Genomic DNA, 20659 nt, shown 5'->3' on the forward strand with positions numbered 1-20659 from the left:
CTTTAAAAATGGCATTACCAAAAGGCATAGAAATACTACCAATAACTTCTTGGGAAAACAGACATCAAAATTTTACTCAAAAATTAACTAAAAATGCTTCTTTTAAAATAAGAAATAACCATTTCTTATCTAAAAGTTCTGAGAAATATAAGGCTACTACTAAAAACATCCAATGGTTAATAGGACATGCTATTAAAAATAAAATCCGATTGCGAGCAATGGGTAGCGGTTGGTCTTTTTCTAAAGTAGCCGTTTCTGAAGGAGGTATTATTGACACTAAATCACTTAGGCTTTCCTTTTCTATCTCTAAATCATATGTAACAAAAGATTATTTAAACGATGGAGGTACCCCAGAAAACTTATTTTTTTCGCAATGTGGAATGTCAATTTTACAACTAAATGCCAAACTCGAAAAAGAAAAAAGACCAAGCAGATCCATTAAAGCATCCGGTGCTAGTAATGGTCAAACCATCGCAGGAGCATTATCTACAGGAACACACGGTGCTGCTTATAACGTTGGTGCATTACAAGATTTTGTAGTTGGATTACACTTAATAGTAGGCAAGGATAGGCATGTTTGGTTAGAGCGAGCGTCTACTCCTATTATGTCTGATAAGTTTGTTAATTGGTTAGGAGCAGAAAGAATTCAGGATGATATTATGTTTAATGCTGCAATCGTAAGTTTTGGAAGTTTTGGTTTCATTCATGGTGTATTAATAGAAACAGAACCCAAATTTTTATTAGAAGAACATCGTATTGATAAAGTAGCATATAATGATGCTTTAAAAAATACAATGACTACACAAAACTTTTCTGGTATTAAAGATTTAATGCCTTTTCCTGAAGTTTCTCCAGATCGAGAATTATACCATTTTGAAATACTTATAAATCCATATGATTTTAAACCTAACGATATCGACAAAGGTGTTTTTATTAAGGTTGCATACAAAAGAAAATACCGTGATAACTATACACGAAGAGAAAGAGATCAAAATGGATTAACATATGGAGATGATTTATTAGGTTTAATACAAACTATGATGGACAGTCTAGGTACTTTATCTGTAAAATTAGTACCAAGCTTAGTTAATCTATTATTTCCTTTAGCTTATAAAGAAACTCCTGCTTTAGAAGGCACTATTGGAGAAACATATAACAATACTAAATTTAGAGGAAAAGTAGCAAGTGCGGCCCTCGGAATCGATATTAAAGATAGCGTACAAGTAGTACAAGAAATAATGGATATTATTGATAATGGCAATCCTTTTCCTGGAGGAATTTCTTTGCGATATGTAAAAGGCACAAAAGCATTATTAGGTTTTACAAAATTCGCTAAAACATGTGTTTTAGAATTAGATGGTGTTGACTCTAAAGTAACCAGAGAGTTTTATGACAAAATATGGAATAGATTAGAAGCAAAAAACATTGCATATACACTACATTGGGGTAAAATAAATTTCAATCTTAACTATAATAGGATACAAAAAATGTATGGCGCTGCTATTGTCCAGCATTGGATAGATTCACGTAACGAGCTTCTTGATGATAATACGCGAGAAGTATTTACCAATAAGTTTTTGGAACAATGTGGATTGAATAAAAAATCTGGGATAATTGTTTAATCATAAATACGATAATCACTGCCTATTTAGATTTATAAAACATATTAAGAATCAATCCAGTAATTACCATTATAGTACCTAAAACGCTAAGCAAAGGATATTGGTCTCCGAATAAGAAAATACCAGCTATCATGGTAAATATTACCTCCATGTATTTTAAAGAAACTACCTTATTAGTAACTTGTGATTGAAAAGCTTTTGTCATAAATAGTTGGCCAAAATAGCCGAAGATCCCTAAGCTTAATAATAATACCCACTCCATACCTTGCGGAGTTTTCTCCCAATTAAAAATAGATAAAATTCCACCTAAAACAGTAGCAATCCACATGAAATAGTTCACAATAACTACGGGATGGTCTCCTAACCCTATTTTATTAATTAAAACATATACAAACCCACTAAATAATGCAGAAAAAACAATTAATAATAATCCTAAAGAATTAATCTCTGCATCAAATCCTTTAATAATTAAAACACCTGTAAACGCTAACAAAAAAAATAACCACTGGATATTTTTAACTTTTTCTCTTAGAAATATAACTGCTAATATAGTAGCAAAAATAGGAGAAAGATACCGTAGAGATACTGCAGAACCTATTTTAAGATATTCTACCGACATAAAAAACAATCCCATAGAGGTTACACCTGCTAAACCACGAAGTACTAGTAACTTCTTTTGATTTCCTAGAATTGATATTTTATGGTGAATTAAAAATGGCATAGTGAAAAACAAAGTTCCGATTGATCTAAAAAAAACTAACTGATATGCACTAAAACCAACTAAATATTTAACCAGTAAATTCATCACCGTAAAAGAAACGGTGCTCAGTAACATAAAATAAATTGCTTTTTTCAAATACTCTTTGTTTTAAACCAAATATGGAACATTATTAATCTTACAAAGATAGAGTATGTACCAATATTATTTAATCATTAACGAGTATGTTATTATTAAAAAACAATGGTTAAAATAATAATTCACTTATTTTTTGGCTTCTTTTTTGCTTATATCAAAATATAAAAAGTAAAGAAATTAAAGAGCTATTACTTCTGTAACTAATGAAACATAAAGAATGTTTTAAAATATTTTCACTATTTTAACAGCCTATTTAGTCCCCTAACCTACTATGAAAAAAGTCCTCTATATACTTCTATTACTGATATCCAATGGTATATATAGTCAAGTGTACACCATCAAAGATTCTGTACAAAAATTCCCTATATCGTATGCTACAATTTCATTTGGCAATGGTAATGGATTGTTTGCTGACGAAGGTGGAATCTTTAAATTTTCAAAAAAAAGATATAGCGACATCGATTCATTATATATATCGGCACTTGGATATAAAGAAAAAGGTCTTAGCACAAATAATATCCCAAAGAGTATTTTATTAACACCTGATATTGCCGAACTTCAAGAAGTAGTTTTAAAAGCAGAAAATTTAGGTAAATACAAGACAAAGAAAAAAGGTTCTAAAATACATGATGATTACTTTAGATGTTGGCTACCTACTGTAGAATCAGAAATAGCTGTCTTTTTCCCTAGGCATTATATAAAATCAACTAAAATTGCTTCTGTTTTTTTACCTGTGATGATGGAAAGCTCCAAAAGATCTTCTAGTAGAAAACAATCTTTTTCTACTTTGTTTAAAATGCAATTCTATGAAAGTACAAATGGTATTCCAGGAAAGAGATTGGCTGGTGACGACATCATTTTTAGAATAACAAATAAAGACAAAACAAATTTCGAACTTGATATTTCTGAATACAAAATATTTGTTCCTAAAAATGGTATATTTATTTCTGTTCAAGTATTAGGTTATACAGATAAGCAAGGAAAACTGCAGCATACCAAAAAATACCACGAAGTAGAAACACGTAAAGGAATCGTAAAAGTCTCTACTACATTTAGACCACTACTTCCTTTTACCGACAAAATAGACAACAATATTACGTTTACAAGAAGAATCTTTTTCAAAAACAGAACCTGGCAACGCTTCGACAAAGAATACAGCGAAAATAATACATTAATCCAAAAAGGTTTTATGAATTATGGTATGGGAATAAAAATGCATGTTTATGAAAAATAATATCTTCTAATCAAGAAAAGAACGTTTCTTATTATACTGAACTGCTACCTCTAGAGAATTTTGCTGAACAGTTTTATTATCTGTATAATTAACAGCATCTTCTATGTTTAAAAAATTATGTTGACTACCTAAATTATCCGTAAACCCAGATCTTTTAAGAAAATCCCGAACAGGACCAATTGTACCAGTGATTAATAATTGCACTCCTAAATCTTCTAAATACCTATGAACATCCTCTAAAATATGTAAACCCGTACTATCAATATCATTGATATTGGTACTATCTAAAATCAAAAACTCTGGTAACACCTCTCTTTTATCTATTTGATTTAATATAGCGTCCTTAAAGTAACTAGTATTAGCAAAATATAATTGATCATCAAATCGAATAATCAGATATCTAGATGACCTCGTAGCATCCGGAAATCTTTTGATATTACGATAATAGTTCGTGTTCGGAATATTTACCAATTCTGCAACATGTGGTCTCGAGCTATAATATTGTAAAAAAATGTACGATAATATGACCCCAATAAAAATCCCTTTTTCTACACCAAAAACTAATGTCCCAATAAATGTTATGAACATTACGATAAACTCCCTTCGTCTTAATGCGAGAAGATATCTTGCCTCACTGATATTGATCAATCCAAAAACTGAAACTAATATAATAGCCGCTAAAACAGCATTTGGAATATAATAAAAGAACGAAGTCAAGAACAATAAAGATATAATCACCATAATAACAGTGATGATAGATGAAATTGTAGTCTTTCCTCCCGCCTCATCATTAATAGCCGATCTACTATAGCTTCCTGAAGAAGGGATTGCCTGAAAAAATGCACCAACAACTTTTGCTAGACCTAAAGCCAATAATTCTTGATTAGGCCGAACTATATGATCTCTATTTTTAATCTCTAAGGATTTAGCTATACCTATACTACCAACATAACCAATAAAAGTAACTGTTAACACGGAAGGAATTAATGCAATCATAGAATCATAACTCATATCAGGAATACTAAAAGATGGTAAACCTTTTGGAACATCTTCTATTACTGAAAGACCTAATTTTTTTAAATCAAAAATAATTGTAATTACCGTTGTTATTATTAAAACAAAAAGTGCCCCCGGAAATGATTTTTTAATTTTTTTAAGAATAAGCATAACTACTATTGATCCCAAACACATACTTAATGTGATTACATGAATCGAAGAAATGTTTTTTATAGCATACCATATTGATTCATGTGGGTAATCAAAATTCGGAATTTCAATTCCTAATGATTCACTAAGTTGAGAAACGATAATAATAATAGCTGCAGCAGAAATAAAGCCCGAAATTACAGGTTGTGAGATCAAATTAACCAAAAATCCCATCCTTAGCAGACTGAGTACAATCTGCAATATCCCTATTAATAAACCAGAAAAAATCACCAAATTAGTAAACTCTTCAGTAAAAGGAGTTGCAAGCTGACTTACTCCACTCATTACTAAAATTGCCGTTACTGCTACAGGACCAATACTTAATTGTCTTGATGTTCCAAAAAAAGCATATATAACCAAAGGAATTAAACAAGCGTACAGCCCATATATCGGTGGTGTACCCATAAGTAAGGCATAAGCTATTGCTTGAGGAATAAGCACCACTCCTACAGTTATACCGGCAATAGCGTCAGAAGCAAAAGTTATTTTGCCATAGCCCTTTAAAGCTTCTAAAATGGGAATTATTTTATTCAAAGAATTATTGCTAGTTGATTTTTTATTAGTACTGGTAAATCTACGACAGTTTAATAATTTATACCAATTGATTTTGAAAAAGCGCTTGTATTTTTTGGTTTTACCTATTTTTGGGATGAAACATACTTAAATGAACGAAACACTACTTCTTATTCTTTTAGCAATAGTTGGTTTTATAGCAGGAGTCATAAATACTATAGCTGGAGGAGGATCTTTGTTAACATTACCGATGCTTATCTTTATGGGATTGCCACCAGCAATAGCAAATGGCACAAACCGAATCGGGATTTTTATTCAGAGTATTACATCGGTTGCTGGATTTAAAAGCAAAGGTATAAAACCATCAATTTTTAGTGTATACTTAGGCCTATCTGCATTGATAGGGTCGCTAATCGGAGCAAAAATAGCAATCAACATAAAAGGTGAAACCTTTAATAAGATACTCGCAATTGTAATGTTGATTGTGGTTCTTTTTATGGTTTTTAAACCTAAAATTAATTTGAAAGATTTTACAGAACGAATACAAGGAAAGTATCGTGTGTTTTCTATCATTACCTTTTTTATAATTGGAATATACGGTGGTTTCATACAGGCAGGAGTTGGCATTTTTATTCTTTTGGCATTAAGTACCATTAATAAAATGAGCCTAGTTTCTTCAAATGCTGTAAAAGCTTTAGTGGTTTTTATATACACCATTGGTGCATTGATTATTTTTGCATACAATAATCAAATCAACTATTTATATGGATTTGTGTTAGCTTTTGGTAATGCCAGTGGTGGTTGGATCGCCAGTAGATGGTCTGTAAAAAAAGGAGATGGAATTGTTAAAATATTTTTGGTAATAATGGTAATAGCTATGGCTATTAAGCTATGGATAGATAGTTAATCTTACATTAAAATATTTCCTGTTTTATCACCATTTTATACCTTGTTAAGGAAACTAAAATCACATATAATGAAAACATATACCCTTGGCATTTTTGCTCTTAGCATATTTTTAATCAGTTGTAAATCAAATGTAAAAGAAGAAAAAACAGCAAATACCGATGAAGCTAATGCAAAAGAAGAATCTATAAAAAAACCAATTTCTGACTTAAAAATTATCCCAATCTCACATGCAACAGCAGTATTAGAATATAAAGACAATATTATATATATAGATCCCACTGGAGGGATAAAAGCGTTTGAAAATCAAAAAACACCCAGTATAATTCTGATTACGGATATTCATGGAGATCATATGAATATCGAAACACTTAATAGTTTGGACATCTCAAAATCAAAAATTGTTGTTCCACAAGCGGTTGCTGAAAAACTACCTGCTAATTATACCAAACAATTAGTAATCATAAACAATGGAGAAGTAAAGGAAGTAAATGGAATCTCCATTGAAGCAATACCTATGTATAATTTAAGAGAAGAAGCGCTAAAATTTCATAATAAAGGTCGTGGGAACGGATATGTTATTACATTGGGTGAAGAGCGATTATATTTCTCAGGAGATACAGAAGATATTCCTGAAATGAGAGCACTAAAAGATATAGATAAAGCATTTGTTTGCATGAACCTACCCTACACTATGACCGTAGAGAGTGCTGCTGATGCTGTATTAGAATTCAAACCAAAAGAAATATACCCTTATCACTATAGAGGAACAGATGGATTTAGTGATGTAGTTAAGTTTAAAGAAATTGTAACTAAGGGTAATTCAGAAATAGCAGTAGTACAATTAAACTGGTATTCTAAATAAAAAAAGTGCTGAAAAAACAAAAAGCATTTACAGAAAGAAATTAACTGCAAATGCTTTTTGTTTTTTATTTAGCTAGATACTTATCAAATCTTTTTTACACGAACTGCATTCAATCCTTTCATTCCCATCTCCAATTCGAATTGTACTTTATCTCCTTCTTTAACTTCTTGCATTAAGCCATTTACATGAACAAAAAACTTTTCTTGTGATTCTTGTTCTGTAATAAAACCGTATCCCTTAGAGTCATTAAAAAATGCTACTCTACCTTTTTTAATAGGATCTTCTTCAACATGTTCTTTTTTAGGAATACCGATTTCAATATTTTCGGCTTTTATCTTTTTCTTTTTTGATGGATCTGGAGGGGTATCCGTAAGATGTCCATTTTCATCAACATATGCAATCATGCTATCAAAACCACTTCCTTTTTTAGAATTAGCTCTACGCTCTTCTTTCTTTTTTTGCTTCTCCTCGCGTTTTTTCTGTTTCTTTTTTTCCTTTTCAATTTTGCTAAAAGTCTGCTGCGATTTTGCCATGTATTATAAATATGAATTTATTTGTTAAGTAATGAATCGTCATCGAAATACTAAACAAACAATTGGAAAATCACAATATCACTTTATTGACTTACCGAATAATTGACCCAGCGGTTACAACGACTAATTACATTGAATATGTAATTATTTACTGCAAAGATAAATTATACTTTTTAATTTCTTAGTAATTAAGTACTAATTTAATCCACAAGTTATCATATAAATACGTGAGGAATACTATCTTTCACTAAAACGTAACATCTCATAAGGGGATAACATTCGCGAAGTAAACGCCCTACATCTTCTTAATGCAGTCCGAGTCTGTGGACTTCTTTCTAATATTATTGGTCTACTTCCAAACAATCTTATTGCTGGTATATCACTGGCATAACAGATAAAATACATATACGCATTACATAAAGCTTCTAGACTTCCGGGGTTTCTAGAAACTCTAGTGTTAGAAAGTGTTTCTCTATCAGATTCAGAAAAAAATCGATAACTAATCTTACCGGCATGTGTCATTACATGCCCAATTTCGTGAATTAATGTTGGAATAATTCCAATATTTTGATATCGCCATAACGCTCCGTATGTAATTATTATGCCTTCACTTTCATCAAAAAACGAAGTATTTGCATCATCATATCCAGGATTTAGACCACCTGTATATCGCTCTGATCTACCTCTACCCGCAGAATCAGCAAATATAATCCCTGCTGGTTTACGATCTTTTAACCATCTTAAATGTCCGGAAGGTATTAAATCTAATGTTCTTTCTAACAATAATACTTCCGAACGTATTACCTGATATATATTAATTGAAACATTCTCATTAGATCTATAATAATGTATATCAATTAAATTCTCATTCTCTACCTCTTGATAAAAACCTCTTATACGATCATGTTGCCATGAATCTAAAGGATTTGGTGCAAAATAATTAGGCTCACTGTTCCTTCTTCTTCCTGAGCCATAACCACCGATAATAATATCTTGATGGTACGACTGTCCAATCATATGAATTGCCATAGTAATAATTATTTTAATTAGTTAAATTGATTAGTATTTAGTGAAAAACAAAACATAAAAGTTAACCTGAAAAAGATAAAAGTTTTCCAAAGCAATTATTCAATCATTACATTTGATGCTTTAATTAAAAAATAAATATCCATTCAATAATGCTAACAGACAATAACAAAGATCAAAGACATTTTATGATCTATAAACCTTATGGGTATTTAAGTCAGTTTATAAACAATGGACAAAAACAAAACTCCAAAAAATTGTTAGGAGATCTCTTTGATTTCCCAAAAGGTACGATGGCAATTGGGAGATTAGATGAAAAATCAGAAGGTTTATTACTATTAACCACAGATGGTAAAACAAGTAACTATATATGTAGTAGAAAAATAGAAAAAGAATATTACGCTCAAGTGGATGGTGATATTACGGATGATGCAATATCTAAATTAATGAATGGAGTAGAAATTGGTTTTGATGGCAAAAAATATATGACCAATCCCTGTAAAGCTTTTAAGATTAAAGGAATTCCTGATTTTCCGGAAAGATCAAAAAAAATAAGAGATGATAGACATGGACCAACTACTTGGGTTTCTATCACATTAACAGAAGGTAAATTTAGACAGGTACGAAAAATGACTTCGGCTGTAGGCTTTCCTACTTTACGATTAATACGAGTGAGAATTGGAAATATTCTACTAAAAAACATGGAGCCAGGAGAAGTAATAGAGCTGCAAACAGTAATACAGTAAGTAGTTTACGGTTACGTTTTAATAGATTTGTCATTAAAAAACTATCTTTTAAACACGCATCACCTAAACATCTACATTAGTCCACAATTTCCCCATTAAAAACCCACAAAATAATTTAAGAAAACCTAGTAAACTACATCTTTGAGGTATATAACAATAAATCATTCTTAAATTATGAAAAGCAAATTAAAATTATCAATCTTATCTACAGCGATTTTTACTGTACTGACCTTTATCTCTTGTGAAAAAGAAGAAATTCAATCAGAAAGCATAGTATTAGAAGACCTTGAAACTACTTCTGAAATCAATGGCAAAGCAACTGCGATATCTCCTGTTAGCCGTTATTATTCTGGAGGATCAAATACGGTACACACGTATAGAGTTTTAAACCTTGGTGTTGGAATTGGAACTTATGAAGGCAGACCATTTAAACTAGGTACCTATGATTATAATCAATCGGCACCATCCGGAACTAAACAGGTCTTTTTTCTATTAGCTCCTGGAAATAAAGATTTCGTTATGACCACGAGTGGATCAGAACAATTTAGTTTATTAAGGAAAGGGTGGAAAGATTATAGTGTTAGAACCCTATACGGAAACATTAAGAAAGCTTCATACATTCATAGCAGCGCAGGAAGCGGAAGAGTAAAACTTTATAGATTTTATGGATCTTCAAATACAGATCATTTATATACTACAAACTACAATGAAGGTGTTAGTGCTGGATATTCATATGAAGGTGTAATAGGATATGTACATCGCTAAATAAACCACTTTGATCATATATACAAAAGGGGTATCTAATTATAGATACCCCTTTATAATACCAAATAATTTTCCGAAATTATTTTATTTTTTTGATGATATATCGAATCTATATATAAAATCCAATCCCAAAAATAAAGTACTATCGAATTCATTATTCAGTCGTATTCTTTCATCATCATTAAGTGTAAATGTTAACAACTGAACACCTGATGTATCATCTGACGCATAAACACCATAATCTGTAGTATCTAAACCAAACTTGGCTCTTATTAATAAAGCATCGTCAAATAATTCATAGGAACCGTAAAAACCAACTCTTACAGATTCTTCTTGCGCATAAAACTCAACATCTTGATCTACTAAATTATATGATTTAACAGAGGTTCTTAGATCCAAACCTAAACTAAAATGATTGTATAATTTATAGTTTACTTCTAAACGAATTGGAAGAACAGCATCCATATGAAACTTTTTATTTGCTGACCTATAAAAGAAACCTAAAAGAGGTGTTATAATTGTTCCAAAATTCTCTGAGGAAGAGTATAGTCCAAATTTCCCTCTTACATTATCATTATACTGAAAATCCAAAAGTGCAATTCCACCAATTTGAAAATCCCTAGAACCTATATTTTCGAAATTAGAAGCCAATTTAGGAAGCACTACATAGGTACCAGACCATTTTTCTGAATGGTTAATTTTTACTCCAGCATTTAGTCGAGTCATTATGAGATTTTGATTGGATAATACACTTGAAAAATCTAGACTCGTATGCTCAACAGTTAACCCTGCTAACAAAATTAAATCATCATTTATAATTTTAGGGTATATAACTTCAAAATTGACATTTGTTACATCAGTATCAAAGGTCTTTCCTTTATCTTCAAAATTGGCTCTAGAAACATTTAATCGAACAATATCTGTATAATCCTGTCCATTTGTAAAAAAACAACATATAATAAAGAAGGAAAATAAAACCCATTTTTTCATAAAGAATATTTAATACTTTGAAAAATAATTAAAATACACATTAATTATTCATCCTCATTTAACAATCGTTGAAATTCTTCTAGATATTCACCAACATGATATCCATCCATTAAGCCATGATGAACGTGAACAGAGATTGGGAGAAGGATTTCATCTTCTATTTTAGCATACTTACCGAAGGATATTTTTGGTACACTATCCTTATATTGAAAATGTCTAGCATGTGAAATACTCGTAAAATTATACCAAGGAATTGATGAAACATGTAAGCTATCCATTCGTTTAGCATTATCATTATGTCGTAATCCTGTAGAGCTTTTAACCGCCTCTATTTCCTTTTGAGCATTTTGTTCGAACACTTTAAAGTTTTCATCATACTCTATAAATGAAAAACCAAAAGTATGATCATCTCTTCCTATAGTGGCAGAAACGTGTACTTGATCATATACATAAACCTTGTTTTCCTCGATTCTATATCGAAATGGTTCTATAGTATTTGCTGCTTTTACTGCTTTATGCAAATAATAGAGGAAATAGGAATATCCGTTTTCTTGAATCTTTTGATATCCCTTTGTAAAATTAATGTTAGACACGATCCCAAAAAAAGGTTCATCAAAAGAACCAAAGAAATCATAATGTTCTTTTCTATTCCAATTTGTGAGATCTAACGCTGTTTTCATTATAAAAATTCTAACAATTCTTTAGAACTATCTAAGCTTTTAAAATTAGGGTTATCAATAGTTCCATTATGCACTTCATGAGCCCAAGTAGTATGAAAAGGAATATGATACGCGTGAGCTCCAATATTTAACACTGGTATGATATCTGATTTTAGAGAATTTCCGATCATCAAGAATTCGGATTCATCAATATCTAAATGATCCACTAATTTCTTGTACTGTTTCTCAGTTTTATTAGAAACAATTTCGATATGATGGAAGTATTTCTCTAATCCAGATTTAATCAATTTTCGTTCTTGATCTAACAAATCTCCTTTAGTAGCCATGACCAAACGATATTTTTTAGATAAGTATTGCAACGTTTCTTCAATCCCATCGATTAACTCAACAGGCTCCTGCAGCATCTGTTTCCCATTAGCTATTAAAGTTTCTATAAGCTTAGCATCCAAATTTCCGTTCGTTATTCGTAACGCTGCTTCGATTAAAGAAAGCGTAAACGGTTTTATTCCATACCCATATAAATCGAGGTTTTGCATCTCAACTTCAAAAAGTAATTTATTTGCTTCTTCTTTAGAGAGATAACTAGAGACAAGTTCACAAAAATCTTCTTCAGCTTTTCTAAAAAAAGTTTCGTTTACCCACAAGGTATCATCTGCATCGAATGCTATTACTTTTATTTTACCTAACATTTGGTATTGTAATATTTAACTATTGGTTCTAAAGACTCTATATTACCATCAAAATAACCTTCGTTAATTTTAGAAATTAAATCAGGACAATCTTTAAAATATTCTATCAACAGTTTTTTGGTTTTCTTAAATTGTAGTCCGGATCTAATTTTTATGACTTCATTACCATCTTCTTCTTTAGACAAATAATACATTGATGTAACCGTCACTGCATCAGACCCAAACGCTGCAGAGGAAATTTCTCTTGGAATATAAAAGCATTCTACTTTTCCAGAAATAGCTTTTTTTAATCGCAAAGTTTTATCAGTACCTTTTAATTGTCGTAACACAAATAGTCCTTCGTATTCTTTACCCGTATCAAACGCAACTATCGATTTAAGCGTTTTATACTTATAATCTTCTTTTTCATTAGTATCGGCTTTCCTAAAAACCAATTTATTACGATCCCATATAACTACTTTCCCTCTTATTTCTGTACCGTCTTTAAAAACTAATACATGTGGAAATTCAGATTGTGCGTATACCCCTATTGAAAACAATAGAAAAACACATATCTTAAAGGTTAGATTCATATTTAATTTTGATTGAGCAACTATATTAACGTACTAATTTTTTGTACTTAATTCGTTTAGGCATTAAATCACCTCCAAGACGTTTCTTCTTATTTTCCTCATAATCAGAAAAACTACCTTCGAAAAAGTATACTTGAGAATCCCCTTCAAAAGCTAATATATGCGTACAAATTCTATCTAAGAACCAACGGTCGTGAGATATTACAACGGCACATCCTGCAAAATTTTCCAAACCTTCTTCCAAAGCCCTCAATGTATTGACATCAAGATCGTTAGTCGGCTCATCTAAAAGCAATACATTACCTTCTTCTTTTAACGTCATCGCTAAATGTAACCTATTACGCTCACCTCCAGAAAGTGTGGAAACTTTCTTATTTTGCTCACTTCCACCAAAATTAAACCTGCTCAAATATGCTCTAGAATTAACTTCTTTACCACCCATCATGACCAAATCTTGTTCATCACTAAAATTCTGCCAAATAGATTTATCAGGGTCTATATTAGAATGAGATTGATCAACATACGCTAATTTTGCAGTCTCACCTACTGAGAAACTTCCTTTATCCGGAGTTTCTTCTCCCATGATCATTCTAAAAATTGTAGTTTTTCCAGCTCCATTAGGCCCAATAATTCCAACAATACCAGCTTGAGGAAGTTTAAAATTTAGGTCTTCATATAAAAGCTTATCTCCATATGCTTTACTTATACCTGTAGCTTCGATCACATTGGTTCCTAATCGTGGCCCATTCGGTATATATATTTCTAATTTTTCGTCAAGTTGTTTTTGATCTTGACTCATTAATTTATCATAATTCTTAAGACGAGCTTTTTGCTTAGTTTGTCTTCCCTTCGCACCTTGACGAACCCATTCTAATTCTCGCTCTAAAGTTTTTTGACGTTTAGAAGCTGATTTACTTTCTTGTGCTAATCGTTTAGATTTTTGATCTAACCAAGAAGAATAATTCCCTTTCCAAGGGATACCTTCTCCTCTATCTAATTCTAAAATCCAACCAGCAACATTATCTAAGAAATATCTATCGTGAGTTACTGCTATTACGGTTCCTTTATATTGCGCCAAATGGTGCTCTAACCAATGAACTGATTCTGCATCCAAGTGGTTTGTAGGTTCATCTAATAATAAAACATCAGGCTCCTTAAGCAATAAACGACATAGCGCAACTCTTCTACGCTCTCCTCCAGATAGAACTCCAATTTTTTTATCAGAATCAGGAGTTCTTAACGCATCCATTGCAATTTCTAGTTTGGTATCCAGCTCCCAACCATTACCAGCATCAATTTGATCCTGTAATAATGCTTGCTTATCCATTAGTTTCTGCATTTTATCTGCGTCACTATAGACTTCTTCTAAACCAAACATATCATTGATTTTGTTATACTCATCAAGAACAGCTACCATTTCTGCAGCACCTTCTTTAACAACTTCCAAAACCGTTTTTTCGGGATCTAACTGTGGTTCTTGTTCTAAATATCCCACAGAATAATCTGAAGAGAACACTACATCCCCTTGATAATTTTTATCAACTCCCGCAATAATTTTTAATAATGTTGATTTACCAGATCCATTAAGACCAAGAATCCCAATCTTTGCACCGTAGAAAAAACTTAAATATATATTCTTTAAAACTGGAGTGTTAGCGCTTTTAAACGTTTTTGTAACTCCAGACATAGAAAAGATAATCTTTTTATCATCTGACATAAGCCCCTATAAATTATTTTAATAATATTGTTAGTAATCCAAATGAATTTTGGATAATTATACTCTACCTTTTAAAGCATTAAATACCCAAGCATTAGCTAAAAAACCAACTCCAACAGCAGCAAAACCCCAACCAGAGACATCTCTATATCTAAATGCTCCAAGTGCTATTAAACCAAGTCCTACCAAAATCATTATAAATGTGGCCCACGCTAATACTGTATTTTTATTCATTCCCATAGCAAGTTATTTAGTTAACTGTTCTTAATGAAAAATCAAAAACAGCATACAAATATCGGTATTTTATCATCAAAAAATAACATTTTGGAGTGATCTTAGATGATAAAAACACTTTACTATTTGTTAAACAATAAGTTATGAAATGATTTTATAAAAACAGGGACCTAAAATATTAAGTCCCTGTTTTAAATATAAATCTATTTATTACTTAACTTGAAGGGCCATTATCTACAACCGACTCAATTACTGACTCAATAGCATTGTCAATATTCTCAAAGAGATCATATCCCGTTAAACTTTCGATAGAATTAACCGATGTTCTAAACTGAGTCCAATCAGTACTTATACCTTGATCATTAGGCACATTGATAGCAATAACTCGAGTAGAAGTTGTTACTCTATTAATATCATTAGAACCATTGGGTAAAATCAAAGCAACTTTCCAAAAAGAATCAGGAACAGTAATATTTCCCCCATCGATAGAAGAGGCAAAACCATTTCTTCCCGTTCCTCCACTTCCTGCTACACCAGCAATAATATGAACCTCATTACCTTCTAAGGTTAATGACCGGAGATAATTTTCAAAATTGGCCCAACTTCTCTGGTTATTATCCGGAGCTTGAGGAGCAATATTAGTCATGTAATATGTGTTTTCATTAGAATCCTCTGACCCATTGCGATCTGCAGATGGACATAAATGTCCTCTATCAAAACCTGAGTTTGTATAATCACTAGATGTAGCTCTGAAAAAATTACTTGGTAAATCATTATCTCTTTTAAAACAATTACATCTTGGAGTATTCCCGGTCCAAGCACTGCTTAGATGCCAACTTACCCAATTAGCAGTTCCAGTATTATTATTATAAGATAAAGAAAAATCGGGTTTAGAAAGGTAATAATTAGTAGAACTTGTACCAGCATTAGAAGGGTTGCCGAAGGTAATATTACTATCTATTCCAGCATTACCGCCAGTAGAGCTAGTCACTACTTCAACATTATCAATATTTATTCTATTAGATCCTCCAGAAATTTTTTGAATTCCATACCGAACACTTACGGTTTCATTCACATCAAAGGCCACAGTGTTTAGCGTTGTAGAATTTGTTGTTACCGTAGAACCTATATAATACCAAGAAGCACCATTATCATAAGAAGCTATTAATCTCCATGTAGATGTACCATCGTTGCCATATTTTGCATGACGAATTCTAATCGTTTCGGCACCATTATCCATATTAAAAGACATGATTGCATAGCCTGTATTTCTAATTCTCACAGATTTAGATCCATATTTCCGGTCATTTGACAAACCACCTAATAAAGCATCACTTAAATACCAATCTCCTGACGATAAAGTAACACTTGCTCCTGCATAACTTGATTTAGAACCTGACTCATAAGTTTCTATAAAACCATCTTGCCTTTTCCCATTTGGATTATAATCATGTGGTCCTTCATTATCATATAAAAAGGTTTCAGTTTTTAGTTCTCCACTTATAGAAACAGGATTAGTTTCTATTTCCGAATGAAGATTATCATCATCTACATTACAACTTGTTATAAAAACAGCAAAAGACAGTAGGTATAAAATCGAATTTAATTTCAATAGTTTCATAGTAGCATTTGATTATAGATTAGTAATTTTTTATAGTTGGATTTAATGTATCCATAAAACTAGCTTTACAGTGTTAAATATCTGATAATCAAAAGTTAGCAAACTGTTATAGAAATGTTATAGAATTTAATCTTTTACATAAATCTGTTAACATTTATTAAACATTTCACTAAAAAAGAAATTGATGAATTGGGTGAAAATTTTAATGATTTAAAAACTACTTGTTTTTTGTATTTTCGTGCAAACAATAGATACAATACACACAAATGGATATAAACTTCAATAAAAACGAAGATCATAATAAACTACTGGTCTCCGCGTTACGTCAAAAACTAGCAAAAGTAAAATTAGGCGGTGGAGAAAAGAGAATAGAAAAGTTACACGCCAAGGGTAAAATGACTGCAAGAGAAAGAATCGAATATTTACTAGACGATGATGACAAAGCCATAGAAATTGGTGCTTTTGCAGGAGATGAAATGTATGAAGAACATGGTGGATGTCCAAGTGGAGGAGTTGTAATTAAAATAGGCCATATAAGTGGTAAGCAATGTATCGTTGTTGCTAATGATGCTACAGTAAAAGCCGGTGCTTGGTTTCCTATAACTGGTAAAAAGAATCTAAGAGCACAAGAAATAGCTATTGAAAATAAATTACCTATTATCTATTTAGTAGATAGTGCTGGAGTTTATCTTCCTATGCAGGATGAAATTTTTCCTGACAAAGAACATTTTGGTAGAATTTTCAGAAATAATGCAGTAATGAGTAGTATGGGAATTACTCAAATCTCGGCTGTAATGGGAAGCTGTGTTGCAGGAGGTGCATATTTGCCTATTATGAGTGATGAAGCTTTAATTGTGGATAAAACAGGAAGTATTTTCTTAGCTGGTAGCTACCTTGTAAAAGCGGCTATTGGAGAAAGTATCGATAATGAAACATTAGGCGGAGCTACTACACATTGTGAAATTTCGGGAGTTACAGATTATAAATCTAAAGATGATAAAGATGCTCTTGACACTATTAAAAATATTGTTTCTAAGATCGGTGATTTTGACAAAGCTGGATACAATAGAGTTAAATCTATAAAACCAAAAAAGGACCCGAATGATATTTATGGTATATTACCTAAAGCTAGAAATGAACAGTATGACATGATGGAAATCATTCATAGATTAGTGGATGATTCTGATTTTGAAGAATATAAATCTGGTTATGGTCAAACAATAATTACAGGTTATGCGCGTATTGATGGTTGGGCTGTAGGTATTGTTGCTAATCAACGTAAAATTGTCAAAAATAAAAAAGGAGAAATGCAGTTTGGAGGAGTTATTTACTCTGACTCTGCAGATAAAGCTACCCGGTTTATTGCCAATTGTAATCAAAAGAAAATTCCTTTGGTTTTTTTACAAGACGTTACTGGATTTATGGTAGGAAGTAAAAGTGAACACGGTGGTATTATAAAGGATGGCGCTAAAATGGTAAATGCTGTTAGCAATAGTGTAGTCCCAAAATTTACGGTAGTTATTGGTAACTCTTACGGTGCTGGTAATTATGCAATGTGCGGTAAAGCATATGATCCTCGTTTAATCTGTGCTTGGCCAAGTGCCGAACTTGCTGTAATGGGTGGTGCTCAAGCGGCAAAAGTATTATTGCAAATTGAGACTGCCTCCTTAAAGAAAAAAGGAGAAGAACTCTCTAAAGAAGATGAAAAGGCTTTATTTGATAAAATTAAAGCTCGTTATGATAAGCAGATTTCTCCGTATTATGCCGCAGCAAGAATCTGGACAGACGGAATTATTAATCCATTAGATACTAGAAAATGGATTTCTATGGGTATTGAAGCAGCTGACCACGCTCCTATCGAAAAACCTTTTAATCTTGGAGTGATACAAGTATAATAAACCTACAATTTATTTGTACTGCAATATTGATTACGTCCTAATTACTTTACAGTAATTGAATAAAACTCAATTACTGTAAAGTAATAATTTAATACATCTTAATTCCTTTTTAGGTATATTATCTTTTAGTCTATGAGAGTTCTTACCACGCCTATAGTATTCACCATACTCTTATTAATATTCTATGATGGATTTGCTTTTCAGGAAAAGAGTATATCCAACAATGATTCCGAATTTATTCTAAATGAAAAAAATAGGGATACCATAGAGTCATATCTATTTCAACTTTTAAATAAAGATTTAGATCTAGCAGAATTAGGGTATAAAATTTACTTAGATAGAGGACTCAAAGAAAAAAATGATACAATTCAGTTTTGGGGCAATTATTATTTAGCATATGCGAAATATCTAAATAAAAAATATGATTCAGCAATAGAATATAGTGCTAATACCACAAAACTTGGTGAAAAATTAGATAATGGAGATTATATAGTTCGTGGATTATTTATTTCTGGAGCCGCGTATCAAGATAAAAGAGATCGCGAAAATGCGCTTAAGAAATACTTATTGATGAAAGAGGTAATAAAAAAATATAACCTTACTCAATATGAAATTGACAATTTAGTAAGCATTGGTCAAATACGAATACGATTAGATCAAAATGAAAAAGCCTTAACGTCTTTACAAAAAGGCCTAGAATTACTTCAAAAACCAGCATACAAACCTGACACTAATCATGACGCCAGGTACTTGTCTACTATCCAGGGTATTGGAGTATGTTATTATAAAAAGGGTAATTATAATGAAGCGCTAAATTATGATTACAAAGGATTACAATATGCCGAAGAACATAATCTAAAAGCATATATTATTGGCTTTAACCTTAATATTGGGGAAGCATATATAGGAAAGAAAAAATATGATAAAGCACTTTCTTATTTAACTATTGCTAAATCTGATATATTAAAAGAAAACAAAAAAAATGATCCCAATCTTTTTACAGCGAATCTACATATAGCAACCTGTTTTTTTGGACAAGAAAAATATAAAAAAACGAGAGAATTACTGCTTGAAAATTTTGAACACCTTAAAGAGAATCTAGAAATTGAAAAAATAAGAGAAGCCTCTGATTTAGCAAAAAAATGTGGAGAAAAACTCAATGATACAGATCTTCAATATAAGTATAGTAATGAATACAATAAAATCATTGAATCTTTGTATGAGAATGAAAATAGTGCGCAAGAGAAATTATATGACTACGATATAAAAAATTTAGAAGAACAAAACCAAGATCTAATATCACAAAATACTATTTATATAATTAGTTTTCTTTTTGCACTTACCTTGGCTATCGCAGCGTTGATATACAATATCAAAACCAAACGAAAAAACAAACTCCTCTACGAAGAATTACAAAAAGAAAGAATACAAGAATCTATTCCAGAAAAAGATATTCCAGTAGTTACTAAAAACGAATTTATCACTGATAAAAAAATAGAAAATTTATTACAAAAATTATCTGCTTTAGAAAAAACAGAGTTTTACTTAACGATTGATTGTAATTTATATAACACAGCAAAGAAAATTGATACCAATACGACCTATTTGTCTAAAATAATTAATGAATATAGGAAACAATCATTCAATGAATATATAAATGAGCTAAGGATTAAATATTTTAGAAATCGATTAAATAATGATCCTAAATTTAGGTCATATACCATTAAAGCTATTGCTGGCGAACTAGGATATGGAAGCGTAAATACATTTGCATCTGCCTTTAAAAAACAAACAGGACTTAGTCATTCTTATTATATCAAAAAAGTAAATGCTGAGATTACTAACACCAACGAAAAGAAGGGAACAAAGTCTTAAATTGAAGATGAAATTCGATCAATTTTATAAAATTGACGTTTATAAAAGTATATTATAGTTAGTTCTACATACCCAACCTTTATTTTTACAATGAACCAATTAAAGAGATAA

Annotated in this window: 19 protein-coding genes; 8 read left to right on the plus strand and 11 right to left on the minus strand. The window is 31.3% G+C overall.

All coding sequences use genetic code 11. The annotated features are described in order from the left end of the window. Nucleotides 1-8 precede the first annotated feature (8 nt). Nucleotides 9-1622: an FAD-binding protein gene (locus tag D1815_RS05730; protein WP_118386281.1), complete on the plus strand. Its 1614-nt coding sequence runs from the start codon at nt 9-11 to the stop codon at nt 1620-1622. 22 nt (nt 1623-1644) lie between these two features. Here D1815_RS05730 and D1815_RS05735 read toward each other — a convergent pair whose 3' ends face one another. Continuing rightward, the gene (locus D1815_RS05735; RefSeq protein WP_255420150.1) at nt 1645-2478 is read right to left on the minus strand and encodes a DMT family transporter; all 834 of its coding nucleotides are present in this window, start codon (nt 2476-2478) and stop codon (nt 1645-1647) included. Nucleotides 2479-2749: 271 nt separating this feature from the next. On the opposite strand from D1815_RS05735, the gene D1815_RS05740 reads away from it, so the two are divergent. Next, complete coding sequence (locus D1815_RS05740; RefSeq protein WP_118386283.1) at nt 2750-3712, plus strand: hypothetical protein; 963 nt, start codon at nt 2750-2752, stop codon at nt 3710-3712. A gap of 6 nt (nt 3713-3718) precedes the next feature. On the opposite strand, the gene D1815_RS05745 is transcribed toward D1815_RS05740, so the two are convergent. After that, nucleotides 3719-5452, minus strand: a complete 1734-nt coding sequence (locus tag D1815_RS05745) for a SulP family inorganic anion transporter (RefSeq protein ID WP_035084077.1) — start codon at nt 5450-5452, stop codon at nt 3719-3721. 130 nt (nt 5453-5582) lie between these two features. Here D1815_RS05745 and D1815_RS05750 point away from each other — a divergent pair, with 130 nt between their 5' ends. Continuing rightward, a complete protein-coding gene (locus tag D1815_RS05750) occupies nt 5583-6338 on the plus strand; it encodes a TSUP family transporter (RefSeq protein ID WP_027391378.1) in 756 nt (251 codons plus the stop codon). A 69-nt stretch (nt 6339-6407) separates the two neighbouring features. Then, nucleotides 6408-7202 carry an MBL fold metallo-hydrolase gene (locus tag D1815_RS05755; RefSeq protein ID WP_027391377.1) on the plus strand — a complete coding sequence of 265 codons (795 nt, stop codon included), beginning with the start codon at nt 6408-6410 and terminating at the stop codon, nt 7200-7202. Between the two features lie 83 nt (nt 7203-7285). Here the strand turns inward: D1815_RS05755 and D1815_RS05760 are convergent, their stop codons facing one another. Continuing rightward, on the minus strand, nt 7286-7735 hold the full coding sequence (locus tag D1815_RS05760) for a cold-shock protein (RefSeq protein ID WP_027391376.1): 450 nt from the start codon (nt 7733-7735) through the stop codon (nt 7286-7288). Between the two features lie 237 nt (nt 7736-7972). Further along, the gene (locus tag D1815_RS05765; RefSeq protein ID WP_118386284.1) at nt 7973-8764 is read right to left on the minus strand and encodes a hypothetical protein; all 792 of its coding nucleotides are present in this window, start codon (nt 8762-8764) and stop codon (nt 7973-7975) included. Nucleotides 8765-8913: 149 nt separating this feature from the next. On the opposite strand from D1815_RS05765, the gene D1815_RS05770 reads away from it, so the two are divergent. Both D1815_RS05770 and D1815_RS05775 read left to right on the plus strand, forming a co-directional pair. Beyond that, nucleotides 8914-9507 carry a pseudouridine synthase gene (locus tag D1815_RS05770; protein ID WP_118386285.1) on the plus strand — a complete coding sequence of 198 codons (594 nt, stop codon included), beginning with the start codon at nt 8914-8916 and terminating at the stop codon, nt 9505-9507. Nucleotides 9508-9681: 174 nt separating this feature from the next. Next, nucleotides 9682-10272 (plus strand): hypothetical protein, encoded by a 591-nt coding sequence (locus D1815_RS05775; protein ID WP_118386286.1) that lies wholly within the window; start codon nt 9682-9684, stop codon nt 10270-10272. Nucleotides 10273-10356: 84 nt separating this feature from the next. On the opposite strand, the gene D1815_RS05780 is transcribed toward D1815_RS05775, so the two are convergent. The 7 genes from D1815_RS05780 to D1815_RS05810 form a co-directional block, all read right to left on the minus strand. Continuing rightward, nucleotides 10357-11262, minus strand: coding sequence for a DUF6268 family outer membrane beta-barrel protein (locus D1815_RS05780; protein ID WP_118386287.1), 906 nt, complete (start codon nt 11260-11262; stop codon nt 10357-10359). Nucleotides 11263-11306: 44 nt separating this feature from the next. Continuing rightward, nucleotides 11307-11942: a chloramphenicol acetyltransferase gene (locus tag D1815_RS05785; RefSeq protein ID WP_118386288.1), complete on the minus strand. Its 636-nt coding sequence runs from the start codon at nt 11940-11942 to the stop codon at nt 11307-11309. Beyond that, nucleotides 11942-12631, minus strand: coding sequence for an HAD family hydrolase (locus D1815_RS05790; RefSeq protein WP_027391370.1), 690 nt, complete (start codon nt 12629-12631; stop codon nt 11942-11944). The genes D1815_RS05785 and D1815_RS05790 overlap by 1 nt, the downstream gene beginning before the upstream one ends. Then, a complete protein-coding gene (locus D1815_RS05795; RefSeq protein ID WP_027391369.1) occupies nt 12625-13203 on the minus strand; it encodes a hypothetical protein in 579 nt (192 codons plus the stop codon). Before D1815_RS05795 ends, D1815_RS05790 begins: the two co-directional genes overlap by 7 nt. A gap of 25 nt (nt 13204-13228) precedes the next feature. After that, a complete protein-coding gene (gene ettA / locus D1815_RS05800; RefSeq protein ID WP_027391368.1) occupies nt 13229-14920 on the minus strand; it encodes an energy-dependent translational throttle protein EttA in 1692 nt (563 codons plus the stop codon). Between the two features lie 57 nt (nt 14921-14977). Continuing rightward, nucleotides 14978-15160, minus strand: a complete 183-nt coding sequence (locus D1815_RS05805) for a CAL67264 family membrane protein (protein ID WP_027391367.1) — start codon at nt 15158-15160, stop codon at nt 14978-14980. A 208-nt stretch (nt 15161-15368) separates the two neighbouring features. Continuing rightward, a complete protein-coding gene (locus D1815_RS05810; RefSeq protein WP_027391366.1) occupies nt 15369-16775 on the minus strand; it encodes a DNA/RNA non-specific endonuclease in 1407 nt (468 codons plus the stop codon). 266 nt (nt 16776-17041) lie between these two features. Here D1815_RS05810 and D1815_RS05815 point away from each other — a divergent pair, with 266 nt between their 5' ends. Both D1815_RS05815 and D1815_RS05820 read left to right on the plus strand, forming a co-directional pair. Further along, the gene (locus D1815_RS05815; protein ID WP_118386289.1) at nt 17042-18670 is read left to right on the plus strand and encodes an acyl-CoA carboxylase subunit beta; all 1629 of its coding nucleotides are present in this window, start codon (nt 17042-17044) and stop codon (nt 18668-18670) included. A gap of 135 nt (nt 18671-18805) precedes the next feature. Next, a complete protein-coding gene (locus D1815_RS05820) occupies nt 18806-20548 on the plus strand; it encodes a helix-turn-helix domain-containing protein (protein WP_118386290.1) in 1743 nt (580 codons plus the stop codon). Nucleotides 20549-20659: the final 111 nt, after the last annotated feature.

This window comes from Aquimarina sp. AD1 (assembly GCF_003443695.1).
GTDB lineage: Bacteria > Bacteroidota > Bacteroidia > Flavobacteriales > Flavobacteriaceae > Aquimarina > Aquimarina latercula.